The 25,556-nt window shown below is 58.7% G+C and carries 25 protein-coding genes and 2 pseudogenes; 15 read left to right on the forward strand and 12 right to left on the reverse strand.

Annotated features, from left to right (window positions below; all coding sequences use genetic code 11):
• Nucleotides 1–191 precede the first annotated feature (191 nt).
• Genes efeB through efeU form a run of 3 tightly spaced genes read right to left on the reverse strand, consistent with a single transcriptional unit; the run spans nt 192 to nt 3,482 of the window.
• Nucleotides 192–1,475, reverse strand: coding sequence for an iron uptake transporter deferrochelatase/peroxidase subunit (efeB, locus tag ACZ6J2_RS08565; RefSeq protein WP_471725420.1), 1,284 nt, complete (start codon nt 1,473–1,475; stop codon nt 192–194).
• A 5-nt stretch (nt 1,476–1,480) separates the two neighbouring features.
• Complete coding sequence (gene efeO, locus ACZ6J2_RS08570) at nt 1,481–2,608, reverse strand: iron uptake system protein EfeO (RefSeq protein ID WP_471725421.1); 1,128 nt, start codon at nt 2,606–2,608, stop codon at nt 1,481–1,483.
• Nucleotides 2,609–2,648: 40 nt separating this feature from the next.
• Nucleotides 2,649–3,482 carry an iron uptake transporter permease EfeU gene (gene efeU, locus ACZ6J2_RS08575; RefSeq protein ID WP_039261705.1) on the reverse strand — a complete coding sequence of 278 codons (834 nt, stop codon included), beginning with the start codon at nt 3,480–3,482 and terminating at the stop codon, nt 2,649–2,651.
• Between the two features lie 251 nt (nt 3,483–3,733).
• Between efeU and ACZ6J2_RS08580 the strand changes: the two are divergent.
• A pseudogene (locus ACZ6J2_RS08580) lies at nt 3,734–4,917 on the forward strand (NupC/NupG family nucleoside CNT transporter).
• Nucleotides 4,918–4,990: 73 nt separating this feature from the next.
• Here ACZ6J2_RS08580 and ACZ6J2_RS08585 read toward each other — a convergent pair.
• On the reverse strand, nt 4,991–5,410 hold the full coding sequence (locus ACZ6J2_RS08585; RefSeq protein ID WP_028019107.1) for a DUF3574 domain-containing protein: 420 nt from the start codon (nt 5,408–5,410) through the stop codon (nt 4,991–4,993).
• A gap of 116 nt (nt 5,411–5,526) precedes the next feature.
• Nucleotides 5,527–7,034, reverse strand: a pseudogene (gene putP, locus ACZ6J2_RS08590) (sodium/proline symporter PutP).
• A 422-nt stretch (nt 7,035–7,456) separates the two neighbouring features.
• Between putP and putA the strand changes: the two are divergent.
• Together putA and ACZ6J2_RS08600 are read left to right on the forward strand one after the other, a co-directional pair.
• Nucleotides 7,457–11,419 (forward strand): trifunctional transcriptional regulator/proline dehydrogenase/L-glutamate gamma-semialdehyde dehydrogenase, encoded by a 3,963-nt coding sequence (gene putA, locus ACZ6J2_RS08595; RefSeq protein WP_471725422.1) that lies wholly within the window; start codon nt 7,457–7,459, stop codon nt 11,417–11,419.
• A gap of 51 nt (nt 11,420–11,470) precedes the next feature.
• Entirely contained in the window at nt 11,471–11,866 is a 396-nt protein-coding gene (locus ACZ6J2_RS08600) for a lysozyme inhibitor LprI family protein (protein ID WP_471725423.1), read from the forward strand.
• Here ACZ6J2_RS08600 and rutR read toward each other — a convergent pair.
• A complete protein-coding gene (gene rutR, locus ACZ6J2_RS08605; protein ID WP_023311087.1) occupies nt 11,863–12,501 on the reverse strand; it encodes an HTH-type transcriptional regulator RutR in 639 nt (212 codons plus the stop codon). The genes ACZ6J2_RS08600 and rutR overlap by 4 nt on opposite strands.
• A 245-nt stretch (nt 12,502–12,746) precedes the next feature.
• Here rutR and rutA point away from each other — a divergent pair, with 245 nt between their 5' ends.
• From rutA to rutG, 7 genes are read left to right on the forward strand one after another with little or no spacing between them, the layout of a single operon-like run.
• On the forward strand, nt 12,747–13,838 hold the full coding sequence (gene rutA, locus ACZ6J2_RS08610; protein WP_471725424.1) for a pyrimidine utilization protein A: 1,092 nt from the start codon (nt 12,747–12,749) through the stop codon (nt 13,836–13,838).
• Nucleotides 13,838–14,527, forward strand: coding sequence for a pyrimidine utilization protein B (gene rutB / locus ACZ6J2_RS08615; RefSeq protein ID WP_033145167.1), 690 nt, complete (start codon nt 13,838–13,840; stop codon nt 14,525–14,527). The genes rutA and rutB overlap by 1 nt, the downstream gene beginning before the upstream one ends.
• An 11-nt stretch (nt 14,528–14,538) precedes the next feature.
• The gene (gene rutC / locus ACZ6J2_RS08620; protein ID WP_010429508.1) at nt 14,539–14,925 is read left to right on the forward strand and encodes a pyrimidine utilization protein C; all 387 of its coding nucleotides are present in this window, start codon (nt 14,539–14,541) and stop codon (nt 14,923–14,925) included.
• Between the two features lie 7 nt (nt 14,926–14,932).
• A complete protein-coding gene (rutD, locus tag ACZ6J2_RS08625; protein ID WP_471725425.1) occupies nt 14,933–15,733 on the forward strand; it encodes a pyrimidine utilization protein D in 801 nt (266 codons plus the stop codon).
• Nucleotides 15,734–15,742: 9 nt separating this feature from the next.
• A complete protein-coding gene (locus tag ACZ6J2_RS08630) occupies nt 15,743–16,333 on the forward strand; it encodes a malonic semialdehyde reductase (RefSeq protein WP_471725426.1) in 591 nt (196 codons plus the stop codon).
• Between the two features lie 9 nt (nt 16,334–16,342).
• Nucleotides 16,343–16,837 (forward strand): NADH-dependent FMN reductase RutF, encoded by a 495-nt coding sequence (rutF, locus tag ACZ6J2_RS08635; RefSeq protein ID WP_471725719.1) that lies wholly within the window; start codon nt 16,343–16,345, stop codon nt 16,835–16,837.
• Between the two features lie 21 nt (nt 16,838–16,858).
• Nucleotides 16,859–18,181, forward strand: coding sequence for a pyrimidine utilization transport protein G (rutG, locus tag ACZ6J2_RS08640; protein WP_471725427.1), 1,323 nt, complete (start codon nt 16,859–16,861; stop codon nt 18,179–18,181).
• A 73-nt stretch (nt 18,182–18,254) separates the two neighbouring features.
• Here the strand turns inward: rutG and ACZ6J2_RS08645 are convergent, their stop codons facing one another.
• From ACZ6J2_RS08645 to ACZ6J2_RS08660, 4 genes are all read right to left on the reverse strand, one after another.
• The gene (locus ACZ6J2_RS08645; RefSeq protein ID WP_471725428.1) at nt 18,255–18,776 is read right to left on the reverse strand and encodes a GNAT family N-acetyltransferase; all 522 of its coding nucleotides are present in this window, start codon (nt 18,774–18,776) and stop codon (nt 18,255–18,257) included.
• A gap of 6 nt (nt 18,777–18,782) precedes the next feature.
• Complete coding sequence (locus tag ACZ6J2_RS08650; RefSeq protein WP_023311079.1) at nt 18,783–19,052, reverse strand: type II toxin-antitoxin system TacA family antitoxin; 270 nt, start codon at nt 19,050–19,052, stop codon at nt 18,783–18,785.
• Between the two features lie 61 nt (nt 19,053–19,113).
• Complete coding sequence (locus ACZ6J2_RS08655) at nt 19,114–20,031, reverse strand: DMT family transporter (RefSeq protein WP_471725429.1); 918 nt, start codon at nt 20,029–20,031, stop codon at nt 19,114–19,116.
• Between the two features lie 117 nt (nt 20,032–20,148).
• Entirely contained in the window at nt 20,149–20,319 is a 171-nt protein-coding gene (locus ACZ6J2_RS08660; protein WP_023311077.1) for a con-10 family general stress protein, read from the reverse strand.
• A gap of 390 nt (nt 20,320–20,709) precedes the next feature.
• Here ACZ6J2_RS08660 and wrbA point away from each other — a divergent pair, with 390 nt between their 5' ends.
• Nucleotides 20,710–21,306 (forward strand): NAD(P)H:quinone oxidoreductase, encoded by a 597-nt coding sequence (wrbA, locus tag ACZ6J2_RS08665; protein ID WP_023311076.1) that lies wholly within the window; start codon nt 20,710–20,712, stop codon nt 21,304–21,306.
• Between the two features lie 20 nt (nt 21,307–21,326).
• The gene (locus ACZ6J2_RS08670; RefSeq protein WP_008499832.1) at nt 21,327–21,554 is read left to right on the forward strand and encodes a YccJ family protein; all 228 of its coding nucleotides are present in this window, start codon (nt 21,327–21,329) and stop codon (nt 21,552–21,554) included.
• Nucleotides 21,555–21,587: 33 nt separating this feature from the next.
• Here the strand turns inward: ACZ6J2_RS08670 and agp are convergent, their stop codons facing one another.
• Entirely contained in the window at nt 21,588–22,829 is a 1,242-nt protein-coding gene (gene agp / locus ACZ6J2_RS08675; protein WP_471725430.1) for a bifunctional glucose-1-phosphatase/inositol phosphatase, read from the reverse strand.
• A gap of 152 nt (nt 22,830–22,981) precedes the next feature.
• On the opposite strand from agp, the gene ACZ6J2_RS08680 reads away from it, so the two are divergent.
• The gene (locus ACZ6J2_RS08680) at nt 22,982–23,425 is read left to right on the forward strand and encodes a winged helix-turn-helix transcriptional regulator (RefSeq protein ID WP_032658095.1); all 444 of its coding nucleotides are present in this window, start codon (nt 22,982–22,984) and stop codon (nt 23,423–23,425) included.
• Nucleotides 23,426–23,550: 125 nt separating this feature from the next.
• On the forward strand, nt 23,551–24,345 hold the full coding sequence (locus ACZ6J2_RS08685; protein WP_471725431.1) for an SDR family NAD(P)-dependent oxidoreductase: 795 nt from the start codon (nt 23,551–23,553) through the stop codon (nt 24,343–24,345).
• 1 nt (nt 24,346) lies between these two features.
• On the opposite strand, the gene ACZ6J2_RS08690 is transcribed toward ACZ6J2_RS08685, so the two are convergent.
• On the reverse strand, nt 24,347–24,706 hold the full coding sequence (locus ACZ6J2_RS08690; protein ID WP_214538281.1) for a winged helix-turn-helix transcriptional regulator: 360 nt from the start codon (nt 24,704–24,706) through the stop codon (nt 24,347–24,349).
• 100 nt (nt 24,707–24,806) lie between these two features.
• Here ACZ6J2_RS08690 and ACZ6J2_RS08695 point away from each other — a divergent pair, with 100 nt between their 5' ends.
• On the forward strand, nt 24,807–25,556 hold the full coding sequence (locus ACZ6J2_RS08695) for an SDR family oxidoreductase (protein ID WP_471725432.1): 750 nt from the start codon (nt 24,807–24,809) through the stop codon (nt 25,554–25,556).

The raw sequence follows: 25,556 nt of genomic DNA on the forward strand, positions 1-25,556 counted from the left end.
GGGAACTACCGCTGTCTTATCTTAAGTACATCAGGAGTTATCATAAATGCAACATTTATTTTACCTGAATGCAACTTTTAAGACTGTCCCTACAGGTGAAATCAGTCTCATATAGAAATATTACAGAAATATAACAGGAGGATAGTCATATGAAAAAATAATGTCCCCGCGAACGGTTGCGGGGACAATTATCAGGCTTCAATAAGACCTTGAGCGAGGTACGCGTTTCGATCGCGCACGCCCGGCAGGGCAAAGAAATAGCCGCCGCCGATGGGCTTAATGTACTCTTCCAGCGCTTCGCCGTTGAGCCGCTTCTGTACGGTCAGGAAGCCTTTCTCCAGATCGTGCTGATAGCAGACAAACAGCAGGCCCATATCAAGCTGACCGGCGTTGGTCACGCCGAGCGAATAGCTGTAGCCACGACGCATCATCAGGCTGGACTGCGTCTCTTTGGTGCGCGGATTGGCCAGACGAATGTGGCTGTCCAGCGCGATGGTATCCCCATTGGGATCGCTGGCGTAGTCGGGCACGTCATGCTCGTTCTTCATGCCGAGCGGCGCGCCGCTTTGCTTATCGCGACCAAAGATCGTCTGCTGCTCCTTGAGCGGCGTGCGGTCCCAGAACTCCACGTGGAATTGAATAATCCGCACCGCCTGATAGCTGCCGCCCACCGCCCACGCCGGTTCGCCCTGATCTGCCGTCACCCACACCACGTCTTTCATCAACGCCGCATCGCTGCTGTCCGGGTTGGCCGTACCGTCCTTAAAGCCCAACAGGTTAACAGGGGTCTCTTTGCCTTTGCTGCGGGCGGCGTGGTCAGAGATAAACCCTTCCCGCTTCCAGCGCACGCTCAGCAGATCCGGCGTGTGCTTGATAATATCGCGCAGGGCGTGGATCACCGTGTCCTGGGTATTGGCACAAATTTGCAGGAGAAGGTCGCCGTGGCACAGCGCCGCGTCGAGAGAATCATTCGGGAAGCGCGTCATTTTCTGCAGCGCTTTCGGCTTCTGTTTTGCCAGCCCGTAGCGCGCGTCAAACAGCGATTCACCCAGCGAAACGGTAATGGTCAGGTTATCCGGGGCGATAAACGGCCCCAGAATGCCGGAGTCCATTGGCGGCAGACGCGGGTTCGGCGTATCGGGCGCCGGTCCGCCCGCGGTGAGAAACGCAATGCGCGTCGTCAGCAGGCGGAACAGACGCGCCAGATCGGCTTTATCGCTGGCCAGCGAATCAAAGGCCACCAGCATCATGGACGCCTGCTGCGGCGTCAGGATGCCCGACTGATGCTCGCCATAAAACGGCTGCGTCTCCATGCGGGCGTTGGGTGACAGCGTGCCGGGCGCGCTTTGCGGTTTTGCCGCATGTGCAACAGGGCAGCCACCGGCCAGGGCAAGCGCGCCGCCCAGCGCCCCTACCCCTTTTAACAATCGACGACGTGAAGGCTCAACCACATCGTTCTCGCTATGCTTATTCATCGTGCTTAGTCCAGACCCAGTACGCCACGCAGCAGAGAGAGATCTTCCGCCAGGGCGGTAATCGGGCCTTTCAGCGCGTTACGGTCGGCATCGGTCAGCTTGTCGTAGGTTTCAAACCCGTCTTTGGTACGGTACTTCGCCAGAATGGTGTCGACTTTTTTGAAGTTGGCGTCCACTTTGGCCAGCAGTTCGCCGTTCTCTTTCTGCAGCTGAGGACGAAGCAGGTTAACAATTTTCTGCGCGCCGTCGACGTTGGCCTGGAAGTCCCACAGATCGGTATGGCTGTAGCGATCTTCTTCGCCGCTGATTTTGCTCGCGGCCACTTCTTCAATCAGACCAGCCGCGCCGCCCACCACTTTTGACGGCGGGAAGGCCAGCTCGCTGATGCGCTTTTGCAGCTCCAGCACGTCGCCGTTCAGCTGCTCGGCGTATTTCTCCATCCCTTTGGTAGAGTTGTCGCCAAACAGGGCTTTCTCCAGACGGTGGAAACCGGTGAATTTCGGATCGGCGGCTTTCTGCTCGTAATCGTCTTCGCGGGCATCAATGCTGCCATCAAGGTCAGAGAACAGTTCGGCAATCGGCTCGATGCGCTCGTAGTGCTGACGGGTTGGCGCATACAAGGATTTCGCTTTTTCGATGTCACCGGCCTCCACCGCATCGGTAAAGGCTTTGGTTGCCGCCGCCAGGTCCGCCGTTTCTTTCGTGACATAGGCTTTATACGCTGTAATCGCGTCGCCCAGGCTCAGCACCGCAGCACCTTTCGCCGCATCGGCCGTCGCTTCACCTTTGACGATCAGCTTCCCTTTAGGGTTGGTCAGCAGGCCGCAGGTCATCTCATACTCGCCCGGCTGCAGGTTGGCGGTCATCTTCTGGCTGAAGCCAGGGGCGATGTTTTCACGCTCCTCCACCACCAGAACCCCTTTCAGGATCTCCCACTCCAGCGCTTTCTGGCTGTGGTTCTGAATAATAAACTGGGTTTTGCCGCTGTTCACCGTGAGGGTCATCGGCTCACACTGCTTATCATTAACGGTGACTTTAACCTGAGGAACATCAGCGCCCCAGGCAGAGAATGAAGAAGCGAACAGCGCGGCAATGCCTGCGCATAACGCACTACGACGGAACTGAATTGCCATGACTCTTCCCTTTAAAAGTATGTTGTAACTAAATTACACATTACGGCGCAACGCGCGACGCCTGGGTGCCGGTACGCGGCGGCATAGCGAACAGCACCAGCGCCGGAACCAGATAAATAAAGTACATCGCCACTTCGCTGACGCTCGGCGTTTCCTGATAGCCGAAGATACCTTCGAGCAGGGTGCCGGTCAGAGAATGGGTTGAGAGCACGTTGCTGAGGTCGAACGCAACGTCCTGGAAATGGTTCCACAGGCCCGCCTCGTGGAAGGCGCGAATCGCCCCTGCCGCCAGCCCAGCCGCCACCAGCAGAATAAACAGGCTGGTCCACTTGAAGAAGGCGCCCAGGTTCAGGCGAATACCGCCCCAGTAGAGCAGAAAGCCCAGCACAACGGCGGTTGCCAGCCCGAGCATCGCACCAACCGGCGGCCAGATCCCCACGTCCTGCTGAAACGCCGCCAGCAGGAAGAAAACGGACTCCAGGCCTTCACGCGCGACGGCAAAAAAGACCATCATGATCAGCGCCCAGCCGTGGTTATTGCCCTTTTGCAGCGCGTTATCCACCGCCTGCTCCAGCTGCACCTTCACGTTACGGGAGACTTTACGCATCCAGAACACCATCCAGGTCAGGATCACCACCGCAATTACGGCGACGATCCCCTCAAACAGCTCCTGCTCTTTCTGCGGGAACTCCCCGGTGGTTTCGTTGATGAGGATACCGAGGCCCAGACAGAGTGCCGCGGCGAGGAATACCCCGACCCACATGACGCCAATCCAGCGTCCGCGCTGGGTTCGCTTCAGATAACTGGCGATGAGGCTCACGATAAGGGCAGCTTCGAGCCCTTCACGTAACATAATGAGAAATGGAACAAACATGCCGACACCTTAAATGTTTATCGCGGTCAACTGATGCAAAGAAAGGTAAATTCTTGTGATAGTGATTATCATTACGGCGGAAAGAAACACAAGCGAAATGTGTGGTGTTTTGATGACGAGTTGTAAACGCAGAGCCTGTTAATAGTTGCCGACGTTACCGTTAAGTTTATAAGTTATAATAAAATTGCCCATTTACGGTTAACCAGCGCTGTGGCTAAATATCCTTCTCAAAAACCAACTGAAAATAAACCATGTTTAAGATTGTCCATTTCCTGCTGGCGCTGGTCATTATTCTCGCGCTTGCCTGGCTGGTAAGTTTCGACCGCCGAAAAATTCGCATTCGTTATGTTTTACAGCTGATTGTTATTGAAATTGCGCTGGCGTTCTTTTTCCTGCACGCCGAAAGCGGGTTATTCCTGATTAAATACGTCTCGGGATTTTTTGAGTCGCTGCTTAAATTTGCCGGGGAAGGCACCAATTTCGTCTTTGGCGGAATGGGGGAAAAAGGGCTGGCGTTCATTTTCCTCGGCGTGCTCTGCCCGATTATTTTTATTTCCGCACTGATTGGTATTCTTCAGCACTGGCGGATCCTGCCGATTTTTATTCGGGTCATCGGCACGCTGCTGTCAAAACTGAACGGTATGGGCAAGCTGGAATCCTTTAACGCGGTGAGTTCGCTGATCCTCGGCCAGTCGGAAAACTTCATTGCCTACAAGGGCGTGCTGGGCGATCTCTCCTCTCGTCGTCTCTTCACCATGGCGGCCACGGCCATGTCGACGGTCTCCCTGTCGATTGTCGGCGCCTATATGACCATGCTCGACGCCAAATTTGTCGTCGCGGCGCTGATTCTGAATATGTTCAGCACCTTTATTATTCTCTCCGTCATCAACCCGGCGCGCCCGGAAGCGGAGCCGGATATCAAGCTGGAAAAACTGCATGAATCGCAGAGCTTCTTCGAAATGCTCGGCGAGTATATCCTGGCCGGTTTTAAGGTGGCGATGATTATTCTGGCTATGCTGATCGGCTTTATCGCCCTTATTAGCGCCGTTAACGCCCTCTTCTCCAGCGTATTTGGCATGAGCTTCCAGCAGATTTTGGGCTATGTGTTTTATCCGCTGGCATGGCTTATCGGTATTCCGCTGAGCGATGCCTTAAACGCGGGCAGTATTATGGCGACCAAGCTGGTGGCGAATGAATTTGTGGCGATGATTGAGCTGCAAAAAATCGCGCATCAGATGTCCCGCGCGGGCTGGGCATCTTATCCGTCTTCCTGGTATCCTTCGCGAACTTCGCGTCCATCGGTATTGTGGCCGGGGCGATTAAGGGCCTTAACGAGCAGCAGGGGAACGTGGTGTCGCGGTTTGGTCTGCGTCTGGTGTACGGCGCGACGCTGGTGAGCCTGCTGTCGGCGAGCTTTGCGGGGCTGGTGTTGTAAGTGTTTTTGCCCGGCGGCGCTTCGCTTGCACGGGCCTACGATACAACAACGGCGGGTTATCCCGCCGTTTTTATTAGAACTGCACGCACACCGGTTGGTCGACGCGCATCACCGACTCCTGCGCGAAGCGTGATTTATAAATCCCGCGTAACGCTTCGATGTTCTTCTCGCTCTGCGCATCTTTACCGTGGATCAGCATCAGCGCTTTGCTGGGTTCACGCGCCACTTTCCCGTCGTTCCCCAGCCACTGCCCGCGCGCGTCAAACACCGTTAAGCCATCGCGGAAACGCGGCGTCACGTCCTGGTCAACAAACTGCTGCCACTCGTTGCTGGTGATTTGCGCCCCGGCAGGACGATTTAAGCCGAAATAGAGCGTGGTTTGCTGCATCTGGTTATCCGCTTTGCAGGTCTCTACAGCCGCGTGTTGCGATGGCGCCGTGCAGCCAGCGAGCATCAATAGTGCCGCTGCCATTACCCCTGTTTTGATTGTCATGCTTCGCTATCCTCATTGTTATAAGCACAGGGATATCACAGGAAATTACGGATTTTGGCAAGAAAAAAGCCGGGTGCGCTTGCGCTCACCCGGCCTGCATTGTGCTGCGAGAAAAATTATTCTGCCTGGAGCTTAGACGGCGGCGCAGTGTGGTAATGCGCGTCGGCTTCAGCAAAGCGTTTCTGCATGGAGGCAGACGGGGCTTTACCCAGCAGGCTGAACACCACGATGCCGATGCTGCCGAAGATGAAGCCCGGAATAATTTCGTACAGGCCCAGCCACGCGAATTGTTTCCAGACGATAACGGTCACCGCACCGATAATCATCCCCGCCAGCGCGCCGTTACGGGTCATACGTGACCACATGACGGAGAACAGCACTACCGGACCAAACGCGGCGCCAAAGCCCGCCCACGCGTAGCTCACCAGGCCCAGCACGCGGTTTTCCGGATTGGCCGCCAGCGCGATGGCAATCAGCGCCACCAGCAGCACCATAAAGCGCCCTACCCAGACCAGCTCTTTCTGGCTCGCGTTTTTACGCAGGAAGGCTTTGTAGAGGTCTTCGGTGATCGCACTGGAGCAAACCAGCAGCTGACAGCTCAGGGTGGACATCACCGCCGCCAGGATTGCAGAGAGCAGAATACCGGCAATCCACGGGTTAAACAGAATCTGCGCCAGCTCGATGAACACGCGCTCGGCGTTCTGGTTGACCGCGCCCGCCTGCGCCGGGTTGTTGTTGAAGTACGCGATACCGAAGAAGCCGACCGCACACGCCCCTGCCAGACACAGGATCATCCACGTCATGCTGATGCGACGGGCATGAACGATGGTGTGGTGAGAATCCGCCGCCATAAAGCGCGCCAGGATATGCGGCTGACCGAAGTAGCCCAGGCCCCAGCCCATCAGCGACACGATGGCAACGAAGTTCAGCCCTTTCAGCATGTCGACGTTTTCAATGCTCTTCTGCTTGATCACTTCCAGCGAATCGCCAAAGCCGCCAACGGTGAAAATCACAATCACCGGGGTCAGGATCAGGGCGAAAATCATCAGGCTCGCCTGCACGGTATCGGTCCAGCTCACGGCCAGGAAACCGCCCACAAAGGTATAGAGGATGGTCGCCGCAGCACCGGCCCACAGAGCGGTTTCATAGCTCATGCCGAAGGTGCTTTCGAACAGGCGCGCGCGGCCACGATGCCGGAGGCGCAGTAGATGGTGAAGAACAGCAGGATAACCACCGCGGAGATAATGCGCAGGATGCGGCTGTTATCTTCAAAGCGTCCGGTGAAGTAATCCGGCAGCGTCAGGGCGTTATTGTTGGCCTCGGTATGCACGCGCAGACGGCCTGCCACCAGCTTCCAGTTAATCCACGCGCCGACGGTCAGACCGATGGCGATCCAGCTTTCCGAGATGCCGGAGATAAAAATCGCGCCGGGCAGCCCCATCAGCAGCCAGCCGCTCATGTCGGATGCGCCCGCAGAGAGTGCGGTCACCATCGGGCCTAAACTGCGTCCGCCCAGAATGTAGTCGTCAAAGTTCTTTGTAGAACGCCACGCCAAAAACCCTATCAGGATCATGCCAAAAATATAAACGAGAAATGTCACCAGCATCGGTGTGCTAATAGCCATTCAAATTCTCCAAAATGTCGAGCGACAACCATCCGGGCTGCCTTGTTATATGATCACCGGAACGAGGTGAATGTATCTTGTGTTTCGGTTGGGCGCGCTATCCTGCCGTATGCGCCTTCCGCTGACAAACGATTTAACACTGCATTTACATCAATTTCATCCCCGGTTTGATACGAGTTTCCTATAGGTTGCACTCGCTCACGCTTTTACGGGTTGCACCTTTGAAAAGTGTTAACCACCGCATAAAACCAGGCTTCCCGCACAAAAGCCAGCGCGTTTTTACAGCTAACCATTCGTTAACAATCCATTCATTTTCCGGGTTGCAAACCAGGTCACATTTAACACGGTTGCACAAAGTTGCAACATGGTGGATATTTCACGCTATCAACAGAACGCTATTACAGAACAACAGGAGCTTTGGCATGGGTATGACCACCATGGGGGTTAAGCTGGATGACGCTACCCGCGAACGGATTAAGACCGCAGCAACCCGCATTGACCGCACGCCGCACTGGTTAATTAAGCAGGCGATTTTTAACTATCTCGAAAGACTCGAGAGCGATGAGGGCCTGCCGGAGCTGCCTGCCCTGCTGGCCGGCGCGGCGAACGAAAGTGAAGAGGCCCCGGCCGCTGGCGACGAGAACCATCAGCCGTTCCTTGAATTCGCCGAGCAGATCCTGCCGCAGTCCGTCAGCCGTGCCGCCATTACCGGCGCCTACCGCCGTGCCGAAACCGACGCCGTGCCGATGCTGCTGGAGCAGGCCCGCCTGCCGGAAGCCATTGCCGCACAGGCGCACAGCCTGGCGTATCAGTTAGCCGACAAGCTGCGCAACCAGAAAACCGCCACCGGCCGCGCCGGGATGGTTCAGGGCCTGCTGCAGGAGTTTTCCCTCTCCTCTCAGGAAGGCGTGGCGCTGATGTGCCTCGCGGAAGCGCTGCTGCGTATTCCGGATAAAGCCACCCGCGACGCGCTGATCCGCGACAAGATCAGCAACGGCAACTGGCATTCCCACATTGGCCGCAGCCCGTCGCTGTTCGTCAACGCCGCGACCTGGGGCCTGCTGTTTACCGGCAAGCTAGTCTCCACCCATAACGAAGCCAACCTCTCCCGCTCCCTGAACCGCATCATCGGCAAGAGCGGCGAGCCGCTGATCCGCAAAGGCGTGGATATGGCGATGCGCCTGATGGGCGAGCAGTTTGTCACCGGGGAAACCATTGCCGAAGCGCTGGCGAACGCCCGCAAGCTGGAAGATAAAGGTTTCCGCTACTCGTACGACATGCTGGGCGAAGCGGCCCTGACCGCCGCCGACGCGCAGGCCTACATGGTCTCTTACCAGCAGGCGATCCACGCCATCGGTAAAGCGTCCAACGGCCGCGGCATTTATGAAGGCCCGGGCATCTCCATTAAGCTCTCCGCCCTGCACCCGCGCTACAGCCGCGCGCAGTACGACCGGGTGATGGAAGAACTCTACCCGCGCCTGAAGTCCCTGACCCTGCTGGCGCGCCAGTATGACATCGGCATTAACATCGACGCCGAAGAGGCCGACCGTCTGGAGATCTCCCTCGATCTGCTGGAAAAACTGTGCTTCGAGCCGGAGCTGGCAGGCTGGAACGGCATTGGCTTCGTTATCCAGGCTTACCAGAAGCGCTGCCCGTTCGTCATTGATTACCTGATTGACCTGGCAAGCCGCAGCCGCCGTCGCCTGATGATCCGTCTGGTGAAAGGCGCCTACTGGGACAGCGAAATCAAACGCGCCCAGATGGAAGGGCTGGAAGGCTATCCGGTCTATACCCGCAAGGTATACACCGACGTCTCTTACCTCGCCTGTGCGAAAAAGCTGCTCGGCGTGCCGAACCTGATCTATCCGCAGTTCGCTACCCACAACGCCCACACCCTGGCGGCGATCTACAGCCTGGCCGGGCAAAACTACTATCCGGGCCAGTACGAGTTCCAGTGCCTGCACGGCATGGGTGAACCGCTGTACGAGCAGGTCACCGGTAAAGTGGCGGACGGCAAGCTGAACCGCCCATGCCGAATCTATGCTCCGGTGGGAACGCACGAAACCCTGCTGGCGTACCTGGTGCGTCGTCTGCTGGAAAACGGTGCAAACACCTCCTTCGTTAACCGCATCGCCGATACCACCCTGCCGCTGGACGAGCTGGTGGCCGATCCGGTGCAGGCCGTTGAGAAGATGGCGGCACAGGAAGGCCAGATTGGCCTGCCGCATCCGAAGATTGCCCTGCCGCGCGAGCTGTACGGCAAAGGCCGCGTCAACTCGGCGGGTCTGGATCTCGCCAACGAACACCGTCTGGCGTCCCTCTCCTCTGCCCTGCTCAACAGCGCGCTGCAGAAGTGGCAGGCCAAACCGATGCTGGAGCAGCCCGTTGCAGACGGCGAAATGCAGCCGGTGATCAACCCGGCCGAGCCGAAGGATATCGTCGGTTACGCGCGTGAAGCGACCGAAGCGGAAGTGGATCAGGCGCTGGACAGCGCGGTGAACAACGCCCCTATCTGGTTTGCCACGCCGCCGCAGGAGCGCGCCGCGATTCTGGAGCGCGCGGCGGTGCTGATGGAAGATCAGATGCAGTCGCTCATCGGCATTCTGGTGCGCGAAGCGGGCAAAACCTTCAGCAACGCGATTGCCGAAGTGCGCGAGGCGGTTGATTTCCTGCACTACTACGCCGGTCAGGTGCGCGATGATTTCGATAACGAAACTCACCGTCCGCTGGGTCCGGTCGTCTGTATCAGCCCGTGGAACTTCCCGCTGGCGATCTTCACCGGCCAGATTGCCGCCGCGCTGGCCGCAGGCAACAGCGTGCTGGCAAAACCGGCAGAGCAGACCCCGCTGATTGCCGCGCAGGGCATCAATATTCTTCTCGAAGCCGGCGTGCCGGCGGGCGTGGTTCAGCTGCTGCCGGGCCGCGGTGAAACAGTCGGTGCCAAACTGACCTCCGACAACCGCGTGCGCGGCGTGATGTTCACCGGTTCGACCGAAGTGGCGTCTCTGCTGCAGCGCAACATTGCCACCCGTCTGGATGCGCAGGGTCGCCCTACGCCGCTCATCGCGGAAACCGGCGGGATGAACGCCATGATCGTTGACTCCTCCGCACTCACCGAGCAGGTGGTGGTCGACGTGCTGGCCTCCGCGTTCGACAGCGCCGGTCAGCGCTGCTCCGCCCTGCGCGTGCTGTGCCTGCAGGACGACGTGGCGGACCACACGCTGAAGATGCTGCGCGGCGCGATGGCCGAATGCCGCATGGGCAACCCGGGCCGCCTCACCACCGACATCGGGCCGGTGATCGACGCGGAAGCGAAAGCCAACATCGAAAACCACATTCAGACCATGCGCGCGAAAGGCCGTCCGGTGTTCCAGGCGGTGCGCGAGAACAGCGAAGATGCCCGCGAATGGCGGACCGGCACCTTTGTGCCGCCAACGCTGATTGAGCTGGCGAGCTTCGACGAGCTGAAAAAAGAGGTCTTCGGCCCGGTGCTGCACGTGGTGCGCTACAACCGTAACAACCTGAACGAGCTGGTTGAGCAGATCAACGCCTCCGGCTATGGCCTGACGCTCGGCGTGCATACCCGTATCGACGAGACTATCGCGCAGGTCACCGGCAGCGCCAAAGTGGGCAACCTGTACGTCAACCGTAACATGGTTGGCGCAGTCGTGGGCGTGCAGCCGTTCGGCGGTGAAGGCCTTTCCGGCACCGGTCCGAAAGCGGGCGGTCCGCTCTACCTGTACCGTCTGCTGGCGAACCGTCCGGAGAACGCCCTGGGCGTCACCCTGGCACGCCAGGATGCGGACTATCCGGTGGATGCGCAGCTGAAAACCGTGCTGACCCAGCCGCTGGAGGCGCTCATTACATGGGCAGAAAAACGTCCTGAACTGCGTGCCGTCGCGAAGCAGTACGGCGAGCTGGCGCAGGCGGGCACGCAGCGTCTGCTGCCGGGGCCAACCGGCGAGCGCAACACCTGGACGCTGATGCCTCGCGAGCGCGTGCTGTGCGTGGCCGATAACGAGCAGGACGCGCTGGTGCAGCTGGCCGCCGCCATGGCAACCGGCTGTGAAGTGCTGTGGCCGGAAGATGCCCTGCATCGCGATCTCGCCAAACAGCTGCCGAAGGCGGTCTCGGCCCGCATTCGCTTTGCGAAAGCCGATAACCTGCTGATCCAGCCGTTTGATGCGGTGATCTACCACGGTGATTCCGACCAGCTGCGCGAACTGTGCGAGCAGGTTGCGGCCCGCAGCGGCGCCATCGTTTCCGTGCAGGGCTTTGCGCGCGGGGAAACTAACCTGCTGCTGGAGCGTCTGTACGTGGAGCGCTCGCTCAGCGTCAACACCGCGGCGGCAGGCGGTAACGCCAGCCTGATGACAATAGGCTAACGCTGTGCTAATAAGGCTCCGGAGACGGAGCCTTATTTTATTGGGGAGTATATGAAACGATATCTTATCGCCAGTGCGGCACTGCTGCTGAGCGCCAGCGCGCTGGCCGACGAGTGCGACAACGCGACCACCCAGCTTGAACTGAATACCTGTAGCGCGCAGCAGTACCAGGCTGCCGATAAAAAGCTCAACCAGACCTATCAGGCCGCCATCAAACGCGCGGCAGCGCCCCAGCGAGACCTGCTGAAAAAAGCGCAGCAGGCGTGGATTACCCTGCGCGATGCGGACTGCGCGTTTATCGGTTCGGGGACGGAAGGCGGGAGCGTCCAGCCAATGATTGTTAACCAGTGCCTGGCGGAAAAAACCGTGGAGCGAGAAGCGTTTCTGGCCTCGCTGATGCAGTGTGAAGAGGGCGACTTAAGCTGCCCTCTCCCGCCGGGGAACTAGCGCAAGCGGATCCCTTCGATAATCATCCGCTGCACGTTTTCCAGGGTACTGTGGAAAAACGCCTCGTCCTGGAGCGTTTTTCCGGTCACCGCCTCAACCTGGGCCGCAAAGTCAGCGTAATGCTGGGTGGAGGCCCAAATCATAAAGATCAGATGATGCGGGTCGACCGGGGCCAGCTTTCCGCTGGCGACCCATCCGGCAATAATCGCCGATTTATCGTCCACCAGCTGTTTTAAATCTCCGGTGAGTTCCGCCTGCAGCAGCGGCGCGCCCTGCAGCATCTCAAGACAAAACAGTCGCGACGCCTGCGGGTAATCGCGCGACACCTCCAGCTTCAGGCGAATGTACTCTTTGATCGCCACCAGCGGGGCCAGCTCCGCGCGGAACGCTTTGAGGGGCGCGAGCCAGATATCGAGGATCTGCTGCATCACCGCCACATAGAGCGCCTCTTTCGACGGGTAGTAGTAAAGCAGATTGGTTTTGGATACTCCGGACTGCTCCGCCACCTGCTCCAGGCGCGTGCCGTGAATACCAAACTGCGAAAAAGTCTCCAGCGCCGCGCTGAGGATCGCCTGCTTCTTGGCGCTCACCGCCTGCGAACGTTTACCTGGTGTTTTCACTGCGCCTTGTGTCATTCCCGCTCTCCTTATTCTGCGTTGCCCTCAGCATAGCAAAACCCCCGTCTCGCCACGACATTCTGCACTCCCATCGCGCATGAATGCCTGTTTTCTGTGCAACGTTTTTGACCAGTTAGTCCACATTTGCCGACATCAATTCCCCAACTTCTGATTAACACATTAATAACACAGCCATTTTCAAAACTGGCACTGCCTTTGCAAAAACACCGCTACACCTGCGACGTAATGAAGAGAGGTTCGTGATGAAAATTGGCGTATTTGTACCCATCGGCAACAACGGCTGGCTTATCTCGACCACTGCACCGCAATACAAGCCGACCTTTGAGCTCAATAAAGCCATCGTGCAGAAAGCGGAACACTACCATTTCGACTTTGCGCTTTCGATGATCAAGCTGCGCGGCTTTGGCGGCAAAACCGAATTCTGGGACCACAACCTGGAGTCCTTTACCCTGATGGCCGGGCTGGCCGCGGTCACCTCGCGGATCCAAATCTACGCCACCGCCGCCACGCTCACCCTGCCCCCGGCAATCGTTGCGCGCATGGCCTCCACCATCGACTCCATCTCCGGCGGGCGTTTTGGCGTCAACCTGGTCACCGGCTGGCAAAAACCGGAGTACGAGCAGATGGGGCTCTGGCCGGGTGACGATTACTTCTCGCGTCGCTACGACTACCTGACCGAATACGTGCAGGTGCTGCGCGACCTGTGGGGGACCGGCAAAAGCGATTTCAAGGGCAATTTCTTCACCATGAACGACTGCCGCGTCAGCCCGCAGCCGTCGGTGCCGATGAAGGTGATTTGCGCCGGACAGAGCGACGCGGGGATGGAGTTTTCCGCGAAATACGCCGACTTCAACTTCTGCTTCGGTAAAGGCGTGAACACGCCTGCCGCCTTCGCCCCGACCGCCGCGCGGATGAAAGAGGCCGCCGACAAAACCGGGCGCGACGTGGGCTCCTACGTGCTGTTTATGGTCATTGCCGACGAAACCGACGACGCCGCGCGCGCCAAATGGGAGCGCTATAAGGACGGCGCCGACGAGGAGGCCCTGAGCTGGCTCACCGAGCAGAGCCAGAAGGATACCCGCTCCGGGGCAGACACCAACGTTCGCCAGATGGCTGACCCGACCTCCGCCGTCAATATCAACATGGGCACGCTGGTCGGCTCGTACGCCAGCGTCGCCAGAATGCTTGACGAAGTGGCGGCCGTTCCCGGTGCGGAAGGCGTTCTGCTGACCTTCGACGATTTCCTCACCGGCGTGGAGACCTTCGGCGAGCGCATCCAGCCGCTGATGCAGTGCCGCGCCCACATCCCTGCCGTCACGAAGGAGGTGGCGTAATGACGACCCTTAACGCACGCCCGGAAGCCATCACCTTTGCGCCGCAGCAGAGCGCGCTGATCGTGGTGGACATGCAAAACGCCTACGCCAGCCAGGGCGGCTATCTGGATCTGGCGGGGTTCGACGTCTCCGCCACCCGGCCGGTGATCGAGAACATTAAAACCGCCGTCGCCGCCGCGCGCGCCGCGGGGATGCTCATCATCTGGTTCCAGAACGGCTGGGATGACCAGTACGTCGAGGCCGGCGGCCCCGGCTCGCCCAACTTCCACAAGTCGAACGCCCTGAAAACCATGCGCAAAAGGCCCGAACTGCAGGGCAAGCTGCTGGCGAAAGGCGGTTGGGACTATCAGCTGGTGGATGAGCTGGTACCGCAGGCGGGCGATATCGTCCTGCCCAAACCGCGCTACAGCGGCTTTTTCAACACCCCGCTCGACAGCCTGCTGCGCAGCCGGGGCATTCGTCATCTGGTGTTCACTGGCATAGCCACCAACGTCTGCGTGGAGTCGACCCTGCGCGACGGCTTTTTCCTCGAGTATTTTGGCGTGGTGCTGGAAGACGCGACCCACCAGGCCGGGCCGGAATTCGCCCAAAAAGCGGCCCTGTTCAATATCGAAACCTTTTTTGGCTGGGTCAGTAACGTCAATGATTTCTGCGACGCCCTGACTCCCCCGCTCGCCCGTATCGCCTGAGGAGACATCTGATGCCGAAATCCGTGATTATTCCGCCGGGCACCAGCACGCCGATTGCCCCGTTTGTTCCCGGCACCCTCGCCGACGGCGTGGTGTATGTCTCCGGCACGCTGCCGTTTGATAAAGACAATAACGTGGTGTTTATCAACGACCCAAAGGCGCAAACCCGCCACGTGCTGGAGACGATCAAAACCGTGATCGAAACGGCGGGTGGCACGATGGAGGATGTGACCTTCAACAGCATCTTTATCACCGACTGGAAAAACTACGCCGCGATTAACGAGATTTACGCCGAGTTCTTCCCTGGCGATAAACCGGCCCGGTTCTGCATTCAGTGCGGGCTGGTGAAGCCAGAGGCGCTGGTTGAAATCGCCACCGTTGCGCACATCGCGAAGTGAGGCAGGTATGAAACTCTCCGTCTCGCCGCCTCCGTATGAGGGTGCGCCCGTGGTGGTCTTTATTTCCGGTCTCGGCGGCAGCGGCAGCTACTGGCTGCCCCAGCTGGCCGCGCTCGAGCCGGAGTATCAGGTGGTGTGCTATGACCAGCGGGGAACGGGCAATAACCCTGACACCCTGCCGGAAGGGTACAGCCTTGCGCAGATGGCGGATGAGCTGGCCCAGGCGCTGGCTGAAGCCGGGATTGTCCGCTACAGCGTCGTGGGTCACGCGCTGGGGGCGCTGGTCGGCCTGCAGCTGGCCCTCGACAGGCCCGACGCCCTCACCGCGCTGGTGTGCGTTAACGGCTGGTTGACCCTTAACCCCCACACCCGCCGCTGCTTTCAGATCCGCGAGCGCCTGCTGCATTACGGCGGCGCACAGGCGTGGGTCGAGGCGCAGCCGCTGTTTCTCTACCCGGCGGACTGGATGGCCGCCCGCGCCCCCCGTCTGGAGGCCGAAGAAGCGCTGGCGCTGGCCCATTTCCAGGGCAAAACCAACCTGCTGCACAGGCTCAGCGCCCTGAAAAAGGCCGACTTCAGCCGCCATGCCGCGCGCATTCGCTGTCCGGTACAGATTATCTGTTCTGCCGACGACATGCTGGTGCCCGCTGTTTGCTCGTCGGAACTGCAGGCGGCGATCCCGCACAGCCGCAGCGCGGTGATGCGCCAGGGCGGGCACGCCTGCAACGTCACCGAGCCGGATACCTTCAACACCCTGCTGCTGAACGGGCTGGCCAGCCTGTTGCACAGCCCGGAACCCGCTTTATAAGGAGCTTTAATGAGCGAAGCCATTACCCCCGCCGCGCTGGAAACGCTGTTCACCGGCGCCCGCACCCATAACGGCTGGCAGAATATTGCCATCAGCGACGAAACGCTGCGCGAAATCTACGACCTGATGAAATGGGGGCCAACGTCCGCCAACTGCTCCCCGGCGCGAATTGTGTTTGTGCGAAGCGCGGAGGGAAAAGAGAAGCTGCGCCCGGCGCTCTCCAGCGGCAACCTCGAGAAAACGCTCACCGCTCCGGTCACGGCGATTATTGCCTGGGACGGAGAATTCTACGAGCGCCTGCCCGAGCTGTTCCCGCATGGCGATGCAAAGAGCTGGTTTACCACCAGCCCCGCGCTGGCGGAAGAGACCGCCTTTCGCAACAGTTCAATGCAGGCCGCTTACCTGATTTTCGCCTGTCGCGCCCTGGGGCTGGACACCGGCCCGATGTCGGGATTTGATCGCCAAAAGGTCGACGAGGCCTTTTTCACCGGCACCACGCTTAAAAGCAATCTGCTGATCAACATTGGCTATGGCGATACCCGCAAACTTTACGGGCGCCTGCCGCGTCTGGACTTCGACGATGCCTGCGGACTGGCGTAAGGAGCGATGATGACAACACCGGATAAACAAACCTTTCGCGACGCCATGGCCTGCGTTGGCGCGGCGGTCAACATCATCACCACCGACGGTCCGGCGGGGATGGCAGGCTTCACCGCCAGCGCGGTGTGCAGCGTCACGGATTCACCGCCCACCCTGCTGGTGTGCCTGAACCGCGGCGCGTCCGTCTGGCCAATCTTTAGCGAAAACCGCACCCTTTGCGTGAATACCCTAAGCGCAGGACAGGAGCCTTTATCTAACCTGTTTGGCGGGAAAACGCCGATGGCGGAACGCTTTGCCGCCGCCCGCTGGCAGACGGGCGACACGGGCTGTCCGCGCCTGGAAGATGCGCTGGCCTCGTTTGACTGCCGCATCAGCCAGGTGGTGAGCGTCGGCACCCACGACATTCTGTTTTGCGACATCGTTTCGATTATTCGCCACCCCGCGCCGCAAGGGCTGGTGTGGTTTGACCGCGGCTACCACGCGCTTATGCGACCCGCCTGTTAACCCGCCTTAAGGAGACAGACCATGTTCGGATTTCCCCACTGGCAGTTGAAATCGACCTCCACAGAAGCAGGCGTGGTCGCGCCGGATGAACGTCTGCCGCTCGGGCAGACGATGGTGATGGGCGTTCAGCACGCGGTGGCCATGTTTGGCGCCACGGTGCTGATGCCAATGCTGATGGGACTCGATCCCAACCTCTCCATTCTGATGTCGGGTATCGGCACGCTGCTGTTCTTTTTCGTCACCGGCGGGCGCGTGCCCAGCTATCTCGGATCCAGCGCCGCCTTTGTCGGCGTTGTCATCGCCACTACCGGGTTTAACGGCCAGGGGATCAACCCCAACCTGAGCGTGGCCCTCGGCGGCATCATCGCCTGCGGTCTGGTGTACACCCTGATTGGTCTGGTGGTGATGAAGATCGGCACGCGCTGGATCGAACGGATGATGCCCCCCGTCGTGACGGGCGCCGTGGTGATGGCGATTGGCCTGAACCTTGCGCCAATTGCGGTAAAAAGCGTCTCCGCCTCGCCGTTTGAAAGCTGGATGGCGGTGATCACTGTGCTGTGCATTGGCCTGGTGGCGGTATTTACGCGGGGGATGATCCAGCGGCTGCTGATTCTGGTCGGGCTGATTGTTGCCTGTCTGGTTTATGCGCTGCTGGCCAACGTTTTTGGCCTCGGCAAGCCGGTTGATTTTACCCTGCTTCACCAGGCCGACTGGTTCGGCCTGCCGAAGGTGACCTCACCCACCTTTAACACCCAGGCGATGATGCTTATCGCCCCGGTGGCGGTGATCCTGGTGGCGGAAAACCTGGGGCACCTGAAAGCCGTCGCGGGAATGACCGGGCGCAGCATGGACCCGTACATGGGCCGCGCGTTCGTCGGCGACGGGCTGGCGACTATGCTCTCCGGTTCCGTGGGCGGCAGCGGCGTCACCACCTATGCCGAAAACATCGGCGTGATGGCGGTAACCAAAGTTTACTCCACGCTGGTCTTCGTGGCGGCGGCGGTGATGGCGATGCTGCTAGGCTTCTCACCGAAGTTCGGCGCGCTGATCCACACCATTCCGTCCCCGGTCATCGGCGGGGCATCGATTGTGGTGTTTGGGCTAATCGCCGTAGCCGGTGCGCGTATCTGGGTGCAGCATCGGGTCGATCTCAGTCAGAACGGCAACCTGATTATGGTGGCGGTCACGCTGGTGCTGGGCGCAGGCGATTTTGCCCTGACGCTGGGCGGGTTTACGATTGGCGGGATTGGCACGGCGACCTTCGGCGCGATCCTGCTTAACGCCCTGCTAAGCCGCCGGATGGCCGCAGCGCCGCAGGGCGCCGTGGTGCATCAGGATTCGTGAAATCAACATGTCGGGTGACGGCCAGGCCTTACCCGACATGTACATTCCTTCAGAACAACAGGTAATAAAGCAATCACTCTTGCTCAAACAGCCGTTCGATAGATTTTGTTGGGAAGAACAAAGAATGGCTGTTTTCCGCTGTCAGCGGGATAAAGCCCTGCTTCAGATAAAATCGTTTTGCCCGCTCGTTAAGGGCATCAACAAATATTCCGTGTACCCCCACAGCCTGTGAAGCCAGGTAGACAACGCGCATAGCATGCGCAACGAGCGTTGTTCCCCACTCGTTTCCCTGTAGTGTTTTATCTACAGCCAGACGTCCCAGCGTGACGCTGGGTACGTTGATATAAGGGATCCGGCGCTGCTGAGCCTTAGAAGGAAGCATCGCTCTTTCAAAACAGCTTCCCGATAACGTGTAATAACCCAGGACACGCGGACGATCGCGCTCTTTAAGCAGGTAGGCTCGTAAAATACGCCCATTGTGCTGACGCACCAGATGTTCAGCAAGGAAGGCATTTAGCGAGGGTTCGCCACAATCAAAATCCTCGAAGTCATAATCGGTTCCCTCTGATAACATTTCGATCGTGAGATTCTCCACGGCGCTTCACTCCATGTTTCGAAGCCGTTTTGCTGCTCGTTTCAGGCGTTCATTTGGCTCAGGCGGATTGTCGATGGCATCCATCACCGCAGTCCATGATGCTTCGTTTAATACGAGACGACGGTGCTGCTCGATGACCTCTGCAGCACGCTCTGACGCACTGTTCACCATAAACTGGGTGATCGTTTGGTTCGTCATCGCCGCCGCTTCTTCAATCATTGTTTTGTCTTCGTCCGTTAAGCGAAGATCGATACGCTGTTTTTTAAGTGCTGGCATGGTTTACATCACCGTGTACGGTATTCATCCGTACACATCGTAAATAAGCCTGTCTCTTTTTTCAATCTAAACCTTCTTTTGCCGTCAAATCCCTGGCCTCACTCCGACGTTTTCTGAGCTTTAACTCGCTCACCAGCACCCCGGCGACAATAAATGCCGCACCCACCAGCGCCAGAAGTGGCAAGCGCTCACCAGCAATGCGTCCGAAAATCCCCGCCCAGACCGGTTCGCCGGTATAAATCACCGTCGCGCGGGTTGGCGATACGCTGCGCTGCGCCCAGTTCATGGTGACCTGAATAATGGCGCTGAAGATACCCAGCCCCAGTGCAACCACCACCAGGCCGGTGGACATCGGCGGCACGGACTCCCCTGCCGGCACCATCGTCGCAAACGCCACCAGCGACGCGGTGGCGAGCTGCACCACCGTCACCCGCTTAACGTCGACCTTGCCCGCCCAGGCGCTAATCAGAATAATTTCCGCCGCAATGGCAATCGCCCCTATCAGGGTGATGATTTCGCCCGGCCCCAGCGCAAGCAGGTTGTTTTCCGGCCCGGCCAGTAAGATCAGGCCGATAAACGCCAGCACGATGCCAATACAGGACATCAGCCCCGGCAGCCGCCCCAGGCACAGCCACTGCAGCAGCGGCACCAGCGGCACATACATGGCGGTGATAAACGCGGATTTGCTGCTGGAGATGGTCTGCAATCCCCACGTCTGCAGGCTGTAGCCCATCGCTATCGCCACCCCAATCGCCACGCCCGCCTTGAGCTCTTTCAGCGTCAGGCCCCGCAGCGTTTTAAGCGAAATTAGCCCCACGGCAAGCGCCGCCGTCGCAAAGCGCAGGCCAACAAAAAAGAACGGATCGCTGAGGGTCACCGCGTACTGAACGGCCAGAAACGTCCCGCCCCAGAACATGGTGATGAGAATCAGGATGGCTTCCTGCGGTTTAACGGAGAATTTGAAGCGTGAGACAGACATGCGGCACTCGCGGTTAAGATCAATTCTCTAGTGTGCGTTGCCTTTGGTTACAGTTCAATGTTGCAGAAATAAAAAAACCGCCGGGAGATCCCGGCGGCAGGGGTTCAACCCGGCGTGTTACTTACTGCTGCCGTGGCTGTTTTTCCCCCCTTTCTTGCCAGCTTCAGATGCGCGTTGCGGGTCATTCTTGAAGTTGCCCCCGCTATGCTGGCCACCTTTACGGCCTGCTTCTGATGCTCTTTCACGGTCTTCTGCGAAATTACCTGAACCACCACGATGGTTTGCCATCTCTAACCTCCAGAATGTGAAACATTAGACATCATATTGCATTCAGTAAAAGAGGATTCTTTCACCTCGCAACACAAGGACAGTGCCTTTATCTGTGCCGCGTGAAACTAAGCTTAGTGGAATGCCGCTATCCGGCAAGCCGCAGGTAATATTCTGCAACATGAACTCAGCCTTTCGGGTGAGATGACGCGGCGGCGATTCATAAACCTTTCTTATCATTTCAAAAATCTGCTGCCAAAAAGTTGTTTCATTTTGCTACAAAGCCTTTTTGTAACCATATTGTTATAAATCAAAGAAATGCCGTTCATTTTTGCAGTCTGGCTGTGATGGCATATCTTTAAAAGAACGCAGCGATCCGCTGTCAGAAAAACCAACGAGGAGTGATGCAAAATGGCAAAAGTTCTGGTGCTCTATTATTCCATGTATGGACACATTGAAACCATGGCTCACGCGGTCGCAGAAGGTGCGAACAGGGTTGATGGCGTTGAGGTTGTGGTGAAACGCGTACCGGAAACCATGCAGGCGGAAGCCTTCCTGAAAGCCGGGGGAAAAACGCAAAACGCCCCGGTAGCCACCCCGCAGGAGCTGGCGGACTATGATGCCATCATCTTCGGCACCCCGACCCGCTTCGGCAATATGTCGGGCCAGATGCGCACCTTCCTCGATCAAACTGGCGGACTTTGGGCATCCGGGGCGCTTTACGGCAAACTCGCCAGCGTATTCAGCTCTACCGGCACCGGCGGCGGTCAGGAGCAGACGATTACCTCAACCTGGACTACCCTTGCTCATCACGGGATGGTGATTGTGCCGATTGGCTACGGCGCCCAGGAGCTGTTTGACATTTCCCAGGTGCGTGGCGGTACGCCGTACGGCGCAACCACCATTGCCGGTGGGGATGGCTCACGTCAGCCAAGCAATGAAGAACTGTCTATCGCCCGCTATCAGGGTGAATACGTCGCGGGTCTGGCCAAAAAACTGAACGGCTAACACCCAACAGGAGGACAAGCATGCCAACTCAAGAATCCAAAGCTCATCACGTGGGCGAATGGGCAAGTTTACGCAACACCTCTCCGGAGATTGCCGAAGCTATCTTTGAAGTCGCGAAGTACGATGAAAAGCTGGCCGAGCAGATTTGGGAGGAAGGTAACGATGAGGTGCTGGTGCGCGCCTTCGAAAAAACGGATAAAGACTCGCTCTTCTGGGGCGAGCAAACCATCGAACGTAAAAACGTCTAAGCGTTTCCCCCCGCCGCAGCGGGGGGTTCTCTTTTACTTCGCCGCGTTATTCATCACCGCATTGAATTTATCTACAGGACAGAAGCCGTTCGCATCCACCGGGCAGCCTTTCAGCTCCAGCGTCACGCGCTGCGCGGGGGACTTCAGCGACAGCACGCTGGCGTTACGCAGCTGCTCTGAACTCTGGTAGACATACTCAATTTTCATCAGCTCCTGATTGGCGTTTTTGTCATGCCAGCGCTGGAAGACAATTTTGCCGCCAATCGGGGTGCGCTCCTGCTGGTCGTGCAGCTGATAGGGTTTGAAATCCAGGGCCGTCAGCAGGGAAGCAATGTTCGAGTCATGCCCCACCAGCAGGGTGATTTTCGGCGCTTTCGCCTGCTCGGTGACCAGCGTTTTATCGATATACTTCACCAGAGGTTTCGCCACGTTTTGCGCTACCTCGGTAGAGGTAAACAGCGAGTCCTGATAACCGTTCTTCAGCTTCGACAGCACGCGCCACTGCTGGTCGGTTTTGATTTCGCCCCAGGCCACCTGGTCGGCCGGGAAGCCTTCGTAATACTGCAGCGTGAACGCGTCCACCAGCGAGTTACCCACCTTCAGCGGCCCGGATACGCCAGGCTCTTTTTCATAGTCGGCGCTGAAGGTATCTTTTGCGTCCGCCAACGAGCAGACCTTTTTCTCCTTGCAGGACGGGGAATCGGCGTAGTTCGTCATCTGCTCAAGCAGCTTATAGCTTTCGCCCAGCTGCATTTTCTGCCGCTCGGTCTCCATCGCCTTGAGCGCTTTTTCACGGAATTCCGGCGAGTTATCGGTTATCACCGGATTAAAGGTCGGGTCCATGGTGCCCATTTTTTCCTGATGGTGCACGGGAACGTCGCATCCCGGGAACGCGCCGGTGATGAAGAACTGCGCGGTGGCGACGGTACGCTGCAGGCTGTTGGCGTAAGCATAAACGCTATCCGCCGCCGGGCATTCTCCCGTCTTCACCATCCCCTGCTGCGCCAGCCACTCGCGCATGTAATGGCCCATATAGACTTCCAGCACGCCGCCCTTGGTGGTGAGCTGACCGCCCGGCACCCCCCACTCCGGCCACTGCTTCGGCGTGGACTGCTCCAGCACGCTGCCGTTATTGGCGAGCGGCGCGCGCAGGTTGTGACGGCTCATGATTAAAACTTGCTCCAGCTGATACCCTTCCGGCGTCTCTTGCGCCTGCACGCCAAACGTTGCTGAAATGGAACCGGCGACTGCCAGCGCGAGTAGTGCTTTTTTCATCCCTAATTCCTCACTCGTTTTAAAATGTCGCGTTCAGTGTGACAGATTGGTGACAATTTTCCGGGAAGCATTTCTCAAACTGATGATTAACGTGCTTACGGTGTGTGCCAATAAGTTTTATAATAAAACCACCCCCCACCGGAGAATTGACCGTGAAACGTACCCGCCTCGAAGAGAGCACCTGCCCCGTCGCCCGTTCGCTGGATATCATCGGCGACTGGTGGTCGCTGCTGATTGTTCGCGACGCGCTGCGCGGGATTAAACGCTTCGGCGAGTTCCAGAAAAGCCTCGGCATTGCAAAAAACATGCTGACCACGCGGCTAAAACTGCTGGTCGACGAAGGCATCCTCCGGCTTCAGCCCGCGTCCGACGGCAGCGCCTGGCAGGAATACGTCCTGACCGACAAGGGGCGTGCCCTGCAAACGGTGCTGGTTGCCCTCTCCCAGTGGGGCAATGAATTTTTGTTTGCGGATAACGAATGCGGCACCGTGCTGGTCGATACCGAACAGCGCAAACCCCTGCGCAAACTGGCGCTTATCGCCGACGATGGCCGCGAACTGACGCCTGAAGAGATCGTGGCGAAACTCCCCTCCTGATCGTTCCCGACGGCAAAAGCACAAAATGCTCGCAAATATGGTTGCATTATAAAACCAAATAGCAGAGAGTTTATTCAGTTTCATCTTGAAACCAAATAACCCACTTTGCCCTGAGGTAACACACGATGACTACGCAAATCACCACCGCCCTGATTACGGGCGCCTCTTCCGGGATTGGTGCCGTTTATGCCGACCGTCTTGCCGCGCGCGGCGCTAACCTGGTGCTGGCCGCACGTCGCGAGGATCGCCTGAAAACCCTTGCCGCCGACCTTCGCGCGCGCTACGGCGTGGCCGTCGATATTCTGGTGGCCGATCTTACCGATGAAGCCGGGATCCGCGCCGTGGAAGAGGCGCTGCGCAGCAATACCGCCATTGATACGCTCATTAACAACGCGGGCACCGCGCAGATGGCGCCGTTCCTCGCGGGCGATGTGGCGCAGCATCAGGCCATTAACACCCTGAACACCACGGCGCTGATGCGTCTGACCTACGCCATCCTGCCGCGCCTGGCGCAGAACAATCGCGGCACGCTGATCAATATCGCGTCCGTGCTGGCTCTGCACGTCCGGGCGGGCAGCGCGCTCTACAGCGCCACCAAGGCGTGGGTGTTGAGCTTTACCCGTGGGTTACAGGAAGAATTTGCCGACAGCAGCGTGCGCATTCAGGCCGTGCTGCCCGCCGCCACGGCGACAGAAATCTGGAGCCATTCGGGCGTCACGGTGAACGATCTGCCGGAAGGATCGGTGATGACCACCGACGATATGGTGGATGCATCGCTGGCGGGTCTGGATCAGGGTGAACCGATCACCATCCCGCCGATGCATGACGCCGGCCTGTGGGATCGCTACGAAGCGGCGCGTCTTGAGCTGTTCAACAGCGCGCGCACCGGCATTCCGGCACCGCGCTACGCAAAACAGTAGCCTAACGCTCAAGCTGGTCGCCGTACTCGCTCATCCAGGCGGCCAGCGGGGAGAGTGCGTCCTGCAGGGTTAACCCCAGCGCGGTGATCTGATACTCCACGCGCGGCGGGATCTCCGGGTAGACCGTCCGCGTCACCAGCCCGCGCTGCTCAAACAGGCGCAGCTGCTTCGTCAGCTCTTTCTGAGTGATGGGGGCAGCGGCCCGCAGCAGATCGCCAAAGCGAACGGGCGCATTAAAGACAATCAGGCGGTAGAGAATGGGGATCGCCCATTTACCGGAAATCAGGTTCACAAACTGCGTCATCGGGCAGGTATACGCCTCAGATTTTTTTTCGCAGCACACCTCCAGCATTTCTGCCATAGCACACCTCTTGCCTCTTTAGTATCCATTTGGTACCTGGTTTCCTTTCGATACTAACGTTTCTATAGTGCTTTCTCCAGAGACATTTCAGGAGAAGAACATGGGTCGTTTAACAGATAAATATACGCTGATTACCGGCGGCACCAGCGGCATCGGTCTTGCCACCGCGCAGGCGTTTATCGCCGAAGGCGCGCGCGTCGCCGTGACCGGACGCAACCCGGACACCCTCGCCGAAGCAGAACGTATTCTTGGCGATAAGGCCTGGGTGATCCCGACCGATGCGGGAGATATCGCCTCGCAAAAAGCGCTGGCGGAAACCCTCGCCACCCGCTGGCCACGCCTGGACGCGGTGTTTCTCAACGCCGGTGACGTGACGCACGCGCCGCTGGAAGCCTGGCAGGAGGATGCCTGGGACCGCCTGATGGGCATCAACCTGAAGGGGCCGTTCTTTTTAATTCAGGCGCTGCTGCCGCTGCTGAATAACCCGTCGTCGGTGATCCTCTGCGGCTCCGTGAGCGCGCGCATCGGCCTGCCCACCAGCAGCGCGTATGCCGCGAGCAAGGCCGCCCTGCTGTCGCTGGCGCGCACGCTGTCGGCGGAGCTGCTGCCGCGCGGGATCCGGGTCAACGGCCTGAGCCCCGGTCCGGTGGAGACCCCGGCGTTTACGAAGACGGGCTTAAGCGACGAGGCGCTTAACGCGATGATGGCGGAGATCATCAAGCTGGTGCCGCTCGGCAGAATGGGCTCGACGACGGAGCTGGCAAAAGCCGCGCTCTATCTGGCCTCCGACGAGTCGAGCTACACGGTGGGAACCGAGCTGCTGGTCGACGGCGGAATGGGGAGTTTGTAA

This window comes from Enterobacter sp. E14S, assembly GCF_055666685.1.

What these genes read in the sequence shown, in the direction of transcription:
- ACZ6J2_RS08690 (WP_214538281.1), bottom strand. Translation starts at nt 24,706, where the DNA reads ATGGCAGAAATGCTGGAGGTGTGCTGCGAAAAAAAATCTGAGGCGTAT.
- ACZ6J2_RS08660 (WP_023311077.1), bottom strand. Translation starts at nt 20,319, where the DNA reads ATGGCAAACCATCGTGGTGGTTCAGGTAATTTCGCAGAAGACCGTGAA.
- rutC (WP_010429508.1), top strand. Translation starts at nt 14,539, where the DNA reads ATGCCGAAATCCGTGATTATTCCGCCGGGCACCAGCACGCCGATTGCC.
- rutD (WP_471725425.1), top strand. Translation starts at nt 14,933, where the DNA reads ATGAAACTCTCCGTCTCGCCGCCTCCGTATGAGGGTGCGCCCGTGGTG.
- ACZ6J2_RS08585 (WP_028019107.1), bottom strand. Translation starts at nt 5,410, where the DNA reads ATGACAATCAAAACAGGGGTAATGGCAGCGGCACTATTGATGCTCGCT.
- ACZ6J2_RS08655 (WP_471725429.1), bottom strand. Translation starts at nt 20,031, where the DNA reads ATGTCTGTCTCACGCTTCAAATTCTCCGTTAAACCGCAGGAAGCCATC.
- ACZ6J2_RS08670 (WP_008499832.1), top strand. Translation starts at nt 21,327, where the DNA reads ATGCCAACTCAAGAATCCAAAGCTCATCACGTGGGCGAATGGGCAAGT.
- rutR (WP_023311087.1), bottom strand. Translation starts at nt 12,501, where the DNA reads ATGACACAAGGCGCAGTGAAAACACCAGGTAAACGTTCGCAGGCGGTG.
- efeO (WP_471725421.1), bottom strand. Translation starts at nt 2,608, where the DNA reads ATGGCAATTCAGTTCCGTCGTAGTGCGTTATGCGCAGGCATTGCCGCG.
- ACZ6J2_RS08600 (WP_471725423.1), top strand. Translation starts at nt 11,471, where the DNA reads ATGAAACGATATCTTATCGCCAGTGCGGCACTGCTGCTGAGCGCCAGC.
- efeB (WP_471725420.1), bottom strand. Translation starts at nt 1,475, where the DNA reads ATGAATAAGCATAGCGAGAACGATGTGGTTGAGCCTTCACGTCGTCGA.
- putA (WP_471725422.1), top strand. Translation starts at nt 7,457, where the DNA reads ATGGGTATGACCACCATGGGGGTTAAGCTGGATGACGCTACCCGCGAA.
- ACZ6J2_RS08650 (WP_023311079.1), bottom strand. Translation starts at nt 19,052, where the DNA reads ATGCCAGCACTTAAAAAACAGCGTATCGATCTTCGCTTAACGGACGAA.
- ACZ6J2_RS08695 (WP_471725432.1), top strand. Translation starts at nt 24,807, where the DNA reads ATGGGTCGTTTAACAGATAAATATACGCTGATTACCGGCGGCACCAGC.
- ACZ6J2_RS08685 (WP_471725431.1), top strand. Translation starts at nt 23,551, where the DNA reads ATGACTACGCAAATCACCACCGCCCTGATTACGGGCGCCTCTTCCGGG.
- agp (WP_471725430.1), bottom strand. Translation starts at nt 22,829, where the DNA reads ATGAAAAAAGCACTACTCGCGCTGGCAGTCGCCGGTTCCATTTCAGCA.
- wrbA (WP_023311076.1), top strand. Translation starts at nt 20,710, where the DNA reads ATGGCAAAAGTTCTGGTGCTCTATTATTCCATGTATGGACACATTGAA.
- ACZ6J2_RS08630 (WP_471725426.1), top strand. Translation starts at nt 15,743, where the DNA reads ATGAGCGAAGCCATTACCCCCGCCGCGCTGGAAACGCTGTTCACCGGC.
- rutB (WP_033145167.1), top strand. Translation starts at nt 13,838, where the DNA reads ATGACGACCCTTAACGCACGCCCGGAAGCCATCACCTTTGCGCCGCAG.
- rutF (WP_471725719.1), top strand. Translation starts at nt 16,343, where the DNA reads ATGACAACACCGGATAAACAAACCTTTCGCGACGCCATGGCCTGCGTT.
- efeU (WP_039261705.1), bottom strand. Translation starts at nt 3,482, where the DNA reads ATGTTTGTTCCATTTCTCATTATGTTACGTGAAGGGCTCGAAGCTGCC.
- rutG (WP_471725427.1), top strand. Translation starts at nt 16,859, where the DNA reads ATGTTCGGATTTCCCCACTGGCAGTTGAAATCGACCTCCACAGAAGCA.
- rutA (WP_471725424.1), top strand. Translation starts at nt 12,747, where the DNA reads ATGAAAATTGGCGTATTTGTACCCATCGGCAACAACGGCTGGCTTATC.